An 11,333-nucleotide genomic window follows, 5' to 3' on the forward strand; every position below is an offset into this window, starting at 1 on the left:
CGTTACATTTATTAATCGTGACTATCATGAAACCGCCTAAGTAATTTATCGGGCGGTGAATAATTTTGTTGGTTCTATTAACCAGCTTCGTTGGAATAATGCAGAGCGATCCCGCACGCCCGGCACGGGATCTTAACTAACTCGAAGCGCATCACTAAGAGGCAAGCGTGTACCTCTCAGCGATAGCTACGCGAATTAATACTCTTCTTCTTCAAACAGCGGCAACATGCGTTCCCGCGACCAGCGGAAGTACATCGCAAGATTATCGTTTACCTCCGCCGGTTCGAAGTGGCTAATGCTCTCGCTAAACTCTTCGGCCGATGCGCCATCCAGCCCAATCCATTCCAGTGTTTCTTCGTGCATCTCGTGGTCAGGATCGCTGAGGACTTCTAACAAAGTGTTGTAACCAAGAGCCCCGCCGCTGTCTTCCGGCGGGCAGGCCATCAAACCCGCAGTACAAAAAACGGGCATCGTAGGGTCGTCCTGAGGATAGTTTTTATCCTCGAGGACGATTTCGTGCCGCCAGTCATCGCCGAAGTCGTAAACGTATTGCAGCGTATTACCGCTGCGTTTTAGCAGCTCGTTCAGCCTGACGAAGGCTTCATTCTGGTCTTTTGTCCCGTATTCAGGGTTTTCAGTGTAATGCGCTTTTTTAAATACGAACTCATGCAGATGGCTTTCCTGCCAGCCCATAACTATTTGAATAACATCGTGTAAGCGATCGAGAGTAATCGTTGATGGCACGACAAAACGACGCCAGACTTTCGGGTTGGTTTCCAAAAGGGTTATTTTCAAGAGATAAAAGCTGTGCATGTTTTCCCTCTGCATCATGAGTTAAAAATCGCGAGAGAAAATGATAGCCATCTACGTTTGAAAATAAAGCGCGGTGAGTGACAGATAGGAGAATTGCTGCAGGCGATTTTTCTTTTCATTAACGTAAAGGAAGGCACGAAGCGGCGATTTTGATTTACCATAAGGGATACCTTTTCGTTGAGCCATACGGATATCCCAGCCCATGCGTTATACAGCCGCGTTACTTCCCCTTCTTGTTTTGCTATCCGCCTGCAGCAGCAAGCCAAAAACTGAAACTCAGCCGCAGACCAGCGGCGCGCCGTCGGGCGGTTTCCTGCTCCAGCCGCAGCATGACGTATTTATGCAGACCGGGGATTTTGCCTACAACCCGGAGGCCGAAAAGTTTATCGATAAGATGGTGAACAAACACGGCTTCGACCGCCAGCAGCTGCACGAGGTGCTGTCGCAGGCGAAAAAGCTTAACTACGTGCTGCGCCTGATGGACCAGCAGGCGCCGACCACCGCGCCACCGGCCGGGCCGAACGGCGCGTGGCTGCGCTATCGCGGCAAGTTTATTACCCCGGACAACGTGCAAAACGGCGTGGCGTTCTGGAACCAGCATGACGACGCGCTGAAACGCGCTTTCCAGGTTTACGGCGTGCCGCCGGAAATCATCGTCGGCATTATCGGCGTGGAAACGCGCTGGGGCCGCGTGATGGGCAAAACCCGTATTATCGACGCGCTGGCGACGCTGTCGTTTGCCTACCCGCGCCGCGCGGAGTATTTCTCCGGCGAACTGGAAACCTTCCTGCTGATGGCGCGTAACGAAGGCGACGATCCGCTGGCGCTTAAAGGCTCCTTCGCGGGCGCGATGGGCTACGGCCAGTTTATGCCGTCTTCCTTTAAGGAGTACGCGGTGGACTTCAACGGCGACGGGCACATCAACCTGTGGGACCCGGAAGACGCGATTGGCAGCGTGGCGAACTACTTTAAAGCTCACGGCTGGGTGAAAGGGGATCTGGTTGCCGTACCGGCAAACGGCCAGGTGCCGGGGCTGGCAAACGGCTTCAATACGAAATACTCGGTTTCCGCGCTGGGCCAGTCGGGCCTCAGCCCGCAGCAGCCGCTCGGCAACCATCAGGAAGCCAGCCTGCTGCGCCTGGATATGGGCGATCGCTACCAGTACTGGTACGGTCTGCCAAACTTCTACACCATCACCCGCTATAACCACAGCACGCACTATGCGATGGCGGTCTGGCAGCTCGGCCAGGCCGTGGCGCTGGCGCGCGTACAGTAAAGCCGTCGCCCCCGGCAGGGGGCGACAAAATTCCCTACAAGATGCCTGCCTGATGGAAATCATGCAGGTTGACTGCGCCCACCAGCCTGCCGTTTGCGTCTACAACCGGCGCCGCGCTGATGCGCTTTTTCATCAGAATGTCCTTGGCTTCGACGGCGCGGGCGTCGGCGTTGAGCACCGTGGCGGACGTCGTCATCGCTTCTTTAATGCCCGCTTGCAGCCTGCCTCCGCCCACCAGCCAGCGGCGCAGGTCGCCGTCGGTGAACACGCCCGCCACCCGCTGCCCGGTATCGCAGACGGCAACCAGGCCAAGCCCGGTGCGGCTAAGCTCGAGCATGGCGTCCATCACCGACGCGGAATCCGCCACCTGCGGCAGCTTTTCCTCCGTGCGCATCAGGTGATGCACCCGGTTCAGCAGGCGCGCGCCCAGCGCACCGGCGGGATGCGAGCGCGCAAAATCCTCTTCGTTAAAGCCGCGTTCCTGCATCACGGCCATCGCCAGCGCATCGCCCATCATCAGCGTGTTAACCGCGCTTGAGGTTGGGGCGAGGCGCATCGGGCAGGCTTCGCGCTCAACCGAAATATCAAGCGTGGCAAGCGCGGCTTTACCCAGCGGCGAATCGGCTTTGCCGGTGATGGCAACCAGCGTCACGCCCTTTTCCTGCAGGCGCGGAACGATCAAATCCAGCTCCTTCGCGCTGCCGGAATAGGAGATAAACAGCAGGATATCGCGGCTTTCGATCATCCCTAAATCGCCGTGTAACGCCTCTGCAGGATGAACGAAGAAAGCCGGCGTGCCTGTGCTGGCAAGGGTTGCGGCAATTTTTTTGCCGATATGCCCGGACTTGCCCATCCCCGAAACGATCACCTTGCCCTTGCAGTTAAGTACGGCGGTCGCGGCGGCAACGAAGCCTTCGTCCAGCCTGTCCGGCAGGCGGCTTGCTTCCTGTAGCTCCAGCAGCAGGGTTTCGCGCGCGGCGCTAATCATTCGCTCATTCATCTTCTTCTCCGGTCACAATCACGTTTACGCCTTTTTCACGCAGCGCGTTCAGAAACTCGCCGCTGATGCCGCCGTCGGTAATGATGGTGTCGACGCTCTCCAGCCCGCAGACAATGTTCGGACTTTTACGGCCAAACTTCGAGGAATCTGCCATCAGGATAACCTCGCGCGCCGCGTTGCACATGGCCTTGCTGACGGTATACACCTCGTTGTAGGTGGTGACGCCCGCGTTAAGATCGATGCCGTCGGTGCCCATAAACAGCCGGTCAAAGCTGAAGTGTTCGAAGGCGTTTTCGGCAAGCTGGCCGTGAAACGAGGCGGATTTTTTGCGGAAGGTGCCGCCGGGCATCAGGATAGTCTGTTCGTTATCCAGCTCGGATAGCGCGTTGACGATGTGCAGGCTGTTGGTCATTACCGTGATGTTGTTGAAGCGCTGGAGCAGGGGCACCATTTGCAGCACGGTGCTGCCCGCATCAAGAATAATCGAGTCGCCGTCGTGGATGTACTTCACCGCCGCGTCGGCAATCTGCTGTTTCTGCAGGGTATTGATCAGCGCCTTGTGGTCGATAGGCGGATCGGGTTCGTCTTTGCTGAGCACCACGCCGCCATAGGTGCGGATCACGCTGCCGGCCGTTTCGAGCAGCACCAGATCTTTACGGATCGTGGTGCCGGTAGTTTGAAAGTGCAGGGCGAGATCTTCTACCGAACATTTTCCCTGTTTTTGCAGGTGTTCCAGGATCGCTGCCTGCCGCTCGCGTGGTTTCATAGGTTCTTATTACCTTGCAATAAATTTCGATTCGGTAATTTCGCAAGCAATAAGCATTCGAAACGAAATTAACCCTGTTTCAGTTTAAGCGCTAATGATAGAGCATTCTGACAGTTTCGATCATGGGGAAAGATCACATCGGGCTGCAAATCTTGGCGATTCTTGCCGTGCAGCTGCGATAAAGGCCGCGGTTGAGCGAAAACGGTGATGCCTTTCATCATCAGGCTGTCGCGAACGTTTTGCCGCTCGTCGAAAGCGAGCGCGATCACCACGCGCGGCTTAAAGCGCCCAGACGAACGGCCAACGCCGACCGCGCCCTGCTGGCAGAGTCGGTCAAACGCGCGGTTGAACAGGCGAATTTGCCAGCCGCCCAGCAGCAGCTGGCTAAGCCAGGCGATGACCGCGAGAGCGATAAGTGCGTTGATCATGGTTTCTCCAGAAAATAACGGTGGATGGCGCGTTCCGCTTATCCACCCTACGAATGACGGCGTAGGTCGGGTAAGCGCAGCGCCACCCGACGCTTACTAACGATTTAAAACATCACCTGTCCGCCGGTCACGTTTATCGACTGCCCGGTACAGTACGAGGCCTTGTCGCTCGCGTAAAACAGCAGCGTGTTAAGCACGTCCTGATAGTCGCAGCCGCGCTTAAGCGGCACCTTGTCGATGTAATACTGCTCCACCTCGTCGGCCGCGATGCCGAGCTTTTCCGCGTACTGCGGCAGCAGGGACTGGAACATCGGCGATTTGAGCAGGTTGCCCAGCATCAGCGCGTGTACCGTAATGCCGTATTCCGCCAGATCCAGCGCCAGCGACTGGGTCAGCCCCACGCCGCCAAACTTCGCCGCGCTGTAGCCGGAGTTGTGCTTGCTGCCCACTTTCCCGGACTTGGAGTTGATCTGGATGATGCGCCCCTTGATGCCGTCGCGGATCATCAGGCGCGAAAACTCCCTGGCGCACAGGAAGTAGCCCACGAGGTTCACCTGTAGTGAACGGTCGAAGTCGCCCAGCGCAAAATCGCCGATGAACGCCGCCTTGGCGATGCCCGCGCTATAAACCAGCAGATCGACCTTGCCGAGAATCTCGTCAACGCCGTGGGCCAGCGCGGTGACGCTTTGTTCGCTGGTGGCGTCGGAGCCAAATCCCCAGGCGGTGCCCGTTCCGTACTGTTCGTTAATCTCCTGCGCCACGCGGGCGGCCTTCTCGCTTTGAATATCCACCACGGCAACTTTGTAGCCTTCCTGGGCAAGCCCATGGCAAAGAAACGCCCCGAGCGTCTGCCCTCCACCGATGACAACGGCAACCTGATTCATATTCCACTCCTTTCGTTTAAATGCGATTTCTATGCGACAAATTTCAGCTGGCAGCCCGTTTCTATGCCCTGCGGCAGCGGGCCGTTGACGTGTACGGTGCCGGGATATTCCGCCCGCTCGCCGCCGTCGAAGCGCAGGGTGATATGCCCCAGCTCCTGCAGGTTTTGCTGCGCCACTTCGCCGACGGCGGTGACGTCGTAATGCTGGCCGTTAAGCTCAAAGCCGATGCCCGGCCTGAGCGTGCCGGTCAGCTCGCCGTGGCAGTGGATAAAGCAGAAATCCTGAATATCCGCCGGAGCCCCTTCGCGGAAGGTGATCAGCATGTTGTCATCCAGCGCCTCGCGGGCGCACTGGCCGATATGGGTGATGGTGGTCTGATAAATGGTCTGCATCACGCTGTTCCTTATTGATAGATGAAGCCGGACACCAGCCAGGCGATGAGCACGGTAGGCGCGCCCGTCAGGAAGCGGCCAACCAGCACCGACGGCACGCCGACGCGCACCGTGTCCTGCTTCGCTTCCGCCAGCGAAAGCCCTACGGGAATAAAGTCGCAGGCGGCCTGGGCGTTAATGGCAAACAGGGCAGGGAGCGCCAGGTGCGGCGGGATATGCCCCTGACCAATCTGCACGCCGATCAGCACGCCGATAACCTGAGCGATAACCGCACCGGGGCCGAGGAACGGCGAAAGAAGCGGGAACGAACAAATCAGCGCCAGGGTAATCAGGCCGATGGGGTTGCTGGCGAGCGGCGCCAGGCCGTGGGCAATCCAGTCCCCCAGCCCGGAGGCCATAATGATGCCGATCAGCGCCGACACGAACGCCATAAATGGCAGGATGGTTTTCAGCACCGTGTCGATGGTGTCGCGTCCGGCCTGGAACAGCACCGCCACCGCGGAGCCCATGCCCATGCCGACTTTTGCCAGCAGGCCGTCGCTTTGTTCGGTGATTTTCTTGCTGGTGTCGTAGTCGCGCTGCGCGGGTTTCTCCGCCGTCAGCGGTTCGCCGCTGGCCCAGCTGATGTTCTCTTCGCGCACGCCGGACACGTAAATATCCTCGACGATATACTGCGCAAGCGGGCCGGATTTGCCGGTGGCGTGGATGTTAATCGTCGGAATGCGCCGCTTCGGATACAGCCCGCAGCGCAGGGTGCCGCCGCAGTCGATAACCGCCATCGCGATCTCCGCTTCCGGCGGCTCGCCCTCTTTAAAGCCGTCCACGGCCTGGCAACCGGTCATTTCGCTGAGCTTGTCGACGATCGCCGGGCGGGTGCCTGCGGTGATGTAAACGATCTTTTTCTGCGGATCGACCGGGATAATCAGCGGGCCGCCCCAGCCGCCCTGGCCTTTTTCAATGCGAATATTTTTAGTCATGATTTCTCCTTATAGACGTACCTGACGTTCCAGCTCGATGCCCATTTTTTTCTCGAAGACTGACGTGGTGAGGTCGGTAATCCAGCCGCGGAAGAAGTTGGTGACTAGGCCCACCAGCAGGTAGCTCACCGCGAGCGGCCCCAGCGGCAGGCCGAGCGTCGTCAGCCCGCTGGCGATGCCCAGATAAACGAACAGTTCGCCGGGGTTGATGTGCGGGAACAGGCCGTTCATCGAGTGGCAGCTATAGGAAGCGGCGGCGTAATAGCTCGGCTTGTACTTCTCCGGCATGAAGCGCCCGAGGCTCAGGGTCATCGGATTGCAGAACACGAAGGTGCCGATGCAGGGCAGCAGCAGGTAGCGCGAAACGGGGTTACCGGCGCAGCGCTGCGCCATGCGTTCAATGCGGTGCTGGCCGATAAAGTTAATCAGCGCGTTCATTATCACCAGCAGGCTGATCAGCAGGGGAAGGATCCCGGTCACCATGCCGGTAAATACCTCACCGCCTTTCTGAAACAGGCCAATAAACCATTCCGCCCCGTGGGTAATCATGTCGATCATTTTTGTCTCCTGTAGGGTAGTTGCTCGCCGTTCTTCCCGGCTGAAACCCATAATAATCACTTTGAAACATCAAAGCATGTTATTTAGATATCATTGTGAAATATAAATCTATCGAAATGAAAGATTTTCGCCTCGCGGAGGAGGCGAGAAAGGAGTTATTTGACGCGGGAGTGGGCCCACTCGCGCATGCGCTGGAACAGCACGAACAGCGCCGGGATAAAGACGATGCCGATAACCGTTGCCACCAGCATGCCGCTGAACACCGTGGTGCCGATGATTCGGCGGCTGTTGGCTCCGGCTCCGGTCGCCAGCATCAGCGGCAGGACGCCGAGGATAAACGACACGGCGGTCATCATTACCGCCCGAAAGCGGCGGGTTGCGCCCAGGCGTGCGGCTTCGTGTATCGACTGGCCCTGCTCGCGCAGCGTGCGGGCAAACTCGACGATCAGAATGGCGTTTTTGGCCGCCAGCGCTATCAGCAGCACCAGGCCGATCTGCACGTAGACGTCGTTGGCAAAGCCCGCCCACCACAGCCACAGCAGCGCGCCGCCGATAGCAAACAGCACCGAAAGCATCACGCTCGCGGGCAGCGTCCAGCTTTCATACTGCGCCACCAGAAAAAGCCAGGCCATCACCACGGCGGCGAGCACGATCCACACCGCCTGGTTGCCGGTCTGCTGCTCCTGCCACGACAGGCCGCTCCACGCGTAGCCGTAGCCCGCGGGCAGATTTTCTTCGAGCAGATCCGCCATCGCGGACATCGCCGTGCTGCTGCTGACGCCTTCGGCGGCGGAACCGCTAATCGCCACCGACGGGAACTGGTTGTACTGCTGGAGGAAAGGCGCGCCGACGGTTGGCGTGACCGTCACCAGGTTGCTGAGCCGAACCCGCTCGCCGCCGTCGCTGCGCACGTAGATATCGCTAATCTGCTCGGCCCGCTCGCGCCAGCTCATTTCGTTCTGCACCACCACGTGGTAAACGCGGTTGTTTACGGTGAAATCCCCGGCCCGCGTCCCGCCGAAGGCGGTTTGCAGCGTGCTGAAAATGCGTGAAACCGGCACGTCCAGCAGCGCGGCGCGATCGCGATCGACGTTCAGCGTAAGCTGCGGCACCGTGCTGCTCCAGGTGGTAAACACCGCCCTAAGCTGGGGATGCTGGTTCGCCTTCGCCAGAATCATGCGCGTGGTTTGCTCAAGCTCCGCCGGGCTTTGCCCCATCTGCGCCTGAAGACGCAGGTCGAAGCCGGACGCGTTGCCGAGACCCGGCAGCGTCGGCGGGGCAAAGGCCATGATGGTCGCGCCCGGGATCTGCGCCACCTTCTGCTGAATTTGCGCCATCACGCTGTCGATGTGCGGGCGATCGTTCCAGGGCTTCAGCATGACCGACATAAACCCGCCGTTCGAGGTGGTGGTGCCGTTTAAAATATTGAAGCCAGAAACCATGATCACGTCCGCAACCGCCGGGTTGTCGGCGATGGCCAGCCGCGCTTTCTCCATGATGATTTCGGTTCGCTCAAGGGATGCCGCTTCCGGGAGCTGTACGTTGGCAAAGAAATACCCCTGATCCTCCGGCGGCAGAAAGCCCTTCGGCATGGTCATAAAGCTGAGCGCGACAACGACGGCCGCGCCAACCGTGGCGACTAACGCCAGCCACGGGCGACGGTTAAGCCGGGCAATAAGCCTGCCGTAGCCGTCGCGCGTTTTGTCCAGCACAAGGTTAAAAGCGCGGAACAGCGGGCCGGGTGCGGCAACGCGCGGACGTAACAGCATGGCGCACAGGGCGGGCGTTAGCGTTAGCGCAACCAGGCTTGAGAGCGTAACGGCGGTGGACAGCGTGACGGCAAACTGACGATAAAGCTCGCCGACGATCCCCGGCAGCATGGCGACCGGCACGAACACCGCCAGCAGCACCAGCGTGGTGGCGATCACCGGCCCGGCGATCAGCTGCATGGCCTTGCCGGTGGCGGTCATGCGGTCGAGGCCTTCCGCCATCAGCGTTTCCACGCTTTCCACCACTACGATGGCATCGTCCACCACCATCGTCAGCGCCAGAATAATGGCGAACAGGCTGAGCGTGTTTGCGGAATAGCCCAGCACGTAGAGCACCGCGAAGGTGCCGATAAGCGAAACGGGAATGGCGGTGGTGACGATAAAGGTCGCGCGCCAGCTTTGTAAAAACAGCGATACCACCAGCACCACGACCAGCATGGTCAGGCCCAGCGAAACGCCGATTTCTTTGATGGTGGCGGAGACAAACTCGGTGGCGTCAAACTTCACCTCGTAGATCAGATCGTCGGGGAAGCGTTCCGCCAGCCTGCCCAGCTCCGCGCGCACGGCTTTGGATACGCTCAGCGCGTTGGCGGAAGGCGTCGGGTAAATCGCGAGATAGGCGGATTCAATGCCGTTCAGGCGGGCGCTGGACTGGTAGCTGCGCGCGCCAAGCTCGATGTTTGCGACATCGGCCAGCCGCACGAGCTGCCCGCCGGGGCCGGTGCGGATAATCGTTTTGCTGAACTCCTCGGCGCTGCTCAGGCGGCCCAGGCCGTTGATGGTCAGGGTTTGCTGCTGGCCGGTGAAGACCGGCGGCGTGCCGATTTGCCCCGCCGCGCCCTGCACGTTCTGCTGGCGCAGCGCGGTGCTGATGTCGTCGGCGGTGACGTCGAGCGCGTTCATGCGGTCCGGACGCAGCCAGATGCGCATGCTGTAATCGCGCGCGCCGAACATTTGCACCTGGCCCACGCCCGGCAGGCGCGCCAGCGCGTCGCGCACGTGCGTGCTGGCGTAGTTGCTGATGAACAGCGAATCGTGCGTCTGGTTTGGCGAGAACAGGCTGGCCCCCAGCAGCAGGTTGGTGGCGCGTTTACGAACCTGAACGCCGAGCTCCTGCACCTCGGTTGGGAGCTGCGCCACCGCCTGCGCCACGCGGTTTTGCACGTCGATGGCGGCGAGATCCGCATCGGTGCCCGCAGCGAAGGTGATGGTCAGGCTGTAGTTGCCGTCATCCGAGCTGGTGGATTCCATGTACAGCATGTGGTCTACGCCGTTGATTTGGGTTTCCAGCGGGGCGGCAATGGCTTCGGCAACGTCCGCAGCGCTGGCGCCGGGATAAGACGCGCTGACGTTAACCACCGGCGGGGTGATCTGCGGGTACTGCTCCACCGGGATGATTTTCAGGGCGATGGCCCCCAGCATGGCGACGGCAAGGGCGATAACCATCGCGAAGCGCGGGCGACGAAGGAAGAATGTCAGCATGATGGCTCCTTACTTTTCGGCGGCGGCGCGCGGGGTTAGCCAGACAACGACGCTGCCACCGGGCAGCAGGCGCTGCTGCGGGTTGGCGAACTCGCCGCGCAGCGTCACGCTGCCGGTGCGGGAGTCGACGTGGTTATCGACGGAAACCAGCTGGCCCGCCACGCGCTCCCCGGCAAGCTCCACTTCCGGTATCCAGGCCTCTTTTAGCGCGGTGATGTCCGGGTGTTCGCCCGCCTTGTGAAAGAACGCGCTTTCTTCGATGGCAAACGAGATGCGGATCGGGTCGAGCTGCGCGATATCCACCAGCGTGCCGCTGGCCGGGTTCACCAGGCTTCCCTGATGGAAGCGGCTGTGCCCGATTCGTCCCGTTACCGGCGAGATAATGCGCGTGTAGCCGAGCGTGATTTCGCGGGTTTCAACCCGCGCTTTCGCCTGCTCCACGGCGGCGCGGGAAACATCACGCTGCATCCGGGCGGTATCGACATCGTTCCTGCTGATGGCGTTGGTGTTTTGCAGGCGCTGGTAGCGGTCGAGAAGCTGCTGGGCCTGACGCAGTGACGCCTCGGCGCTGCGCAGTTCCGCCTGGGCGAGCTGCAATGCTGCGCGGTGCTCGGCGTCGTCCAGCTCAATAAGCAGGTCGCCCTGCTTGACCTGCTGGCCGTCGGTGAAGTGAACGCGGGTAATCACGCCTTCAATGCGGCTGCGTAAATCCACGGCGTGAACGGCCTCGACGCGGCCCGGCAGACGGCGCTCCTGGGCGACGCTGCTTTCGGCCATCGGCAGAACGGCTATGGCAAACGCGGGCAAAGCGAGGGCAAGGGCAGCGGCCAGGGCTGCCGGTCGGAGATAACGATTCATAGATTTCCTGGGAAGCGATGTTCAAATCTGTCCTGCCCCTTCTCCTGGGGGAGAAGGTTGGGATGAGGGCGAAGTTTTTCCTCCTCACCCCGGCCCTCTCCCATCGGGAGAGGGGGCAAAACGATGAGGT

General features: G+C 60.1%; 11 protein-coding genes and 1 pseudogene. 1 reads left to right on the plus strand and 11 read right to left on the minus strand.

The window, feature by feature from the left end; translation table 11 throughout:
• Positions 1 to 195 precede the first annotated feature (195 nt).
• Positions 196 to 813, minus strand: a complete 618-nt coding sequence (locus tag ACSPHG_RS04975) for a plasmid pRiA4b ORF-3 family protein (RefSeq protein ID WP_435952421.1) — start codon at positions 811 to 813, stop codon at positions 196 to 198.
• 51 nt (positions 814 to 864) lie between these two features.
• Positions 865 to 999, minus strand: a complete 135-nt coding sequence (locus tag ACSPHG_RS04980; protein ID WP_435952422.1) for a hypothetical protein — start codon at positions 997 to 999, stop codon at positions 865 to 867.
• Positions 1,000 to 1,015: 16 nt separating this feature from the next.
• On the opposite strand from ACSPHG_RS04980, the gene mltB reads away from it, so the two are divergent.
• On the plus strand, positions 1,016 to 2,089 hold the full coding sequence (gene mltB, locus ACSPHG_RS04985; RefSeq protein ID WP_435952423.1) for a lytic murein transglycosylase B: 1,074 nt from the start codon (positions 1,016 to 1,018) through the stop codon (positions 2,087 to 2,089).
• Between the two features lie 34 nt (positions 2,090 to 2,123).
• Here mltB and gutQ read toward each other — a convergent pair whose 3' ends face one another.
• The 9 genes and pseudogenes from gutQ to ACSPHG_RS05030 all read right to left on the minus strand — a co-directional run.
• Positions 2,124 to 3,089 (minus strand): arabinose-5-phosphate isomerase GutQ, encoded by a 966-nt coding sequence (gutQ, locus tag ACSPHG_RS04990; RefSeq protein WP_435952424.1) that lies wholly within the window; start codon positions 3,087 to 3,089, stop codon positions 2,124 to 2,126.
• A complete protein-coding gene (gene srlR, locus ACSPHG_RS04995; RefSeq protein WP_435952425.1) occupies positions 3,082 to 3,855 on the minus strand; it encodes a glucitol operon DNA-binding transcriptional repressor SrlR in 774 nt (257 codons plus the stop codon). The genes gutQ and srlR overlap by 8 nt, the downstream gene beginning before the upstream one ends.
• A gap of 68 nt (positions 3,856 to 3,923) precedes the next feature.
• Positions 3,924 to 4,283, minus strand: coding sequence for a transcriptional regulator GutM (gutM, locus tag ACSPHG_RS05000; protein WP_435952426.1), 360 nt, complete (start codon positions 4,281 to 4,283; stop codon positions 3,924 to 3,926).
• A 104-nt stretch (positions 4,284 to 4,387) separates the two neighbouring features.
• A complete protein-coding gene (gene srlD / locus ACSPHG_RS05005) occupies positions 4,388 to 5,167 on the minus strand; it encodes a sorbitol-6-phosphate dehydrogenase (RefSeq protein ID WP_435952427.1) in 780 nt (259 codons plus the stop codon).
• 29 nt (positions 5,168 to 5,196) lie between these two features.
• Positions 5,197 to 5,559 (minus strand): PTS glucitol/sorbitol transporter subunit IIA, encoded by a 363-nt coding sequence (srlB, locus tag ACSPHG_RS05010; RefSeq protein WP_435952428.1) that lies wholly within the window; start codon positions 5,557 to 5,559, stop codon positions 5,197 to 5,199.
• A gap of 11 nt (positions 5,560 to 5,570) precedes the next feature.
• Positions 5,571 to 6,536, minus strand: coding sequence for a PTS glucitol/sorbitol transporter subunit IIB (gene srlE, locus ACSPHG_RS05015; protein WP_435952429.1), 966 nt, complete (start codon positions 6,534 to 6,536; stop codon positions 5,571 to 5,573).
• Between the two features lie 9 nt (positions 6,537 to 6,545).
• On the minus strand, positions 6,546 to 7,094 hold the full coding sequence (srlA, locus tag ACSPHG_RS05020; protein ID WP_435952430.1) for a PTS glucitol/sorbitol transporter subunit IIC: 549 nt from the start codon (positions 7,092 to 7,094) through the stop codon (positions 6,546 to 6,548).
• A gap of 155 nt (positions 7,095 to 7,249) precedes the next feature.
• Positions 7,250 to 10,345, minus strand: a complete 3,096-nt coding sequence (locus tag ACSPHG_RS05025) for an efflux RND transporter permease subunit (protein ID WP_435952431.1) — start codon at positions 10,343 to 10,345, stop codon at positions 7,250 to 7,252.
• Between the two features lie 27 nt (positions 10,346 to 10,372).
• Positions 10,373 to 11,203: pseudogene (locus ACSPHG_RS05030) on the minus strand (efflux RND transporter periplasmic adaptor subunit); the annotation flags it as partial.
• Positions 11,204 to 11,333 lie beyond the last annotated feature (130 nt).

The organism is Dryocola baronae (assembly GCF_051297175.1).
In the GTDB taxonomy this organism is placed as follows: domain Bacteria; phylum Pseudomonadota; class Gammaproteobacteria; order Enterobacterales; family Enterobacteriaceae; genus Dryocola.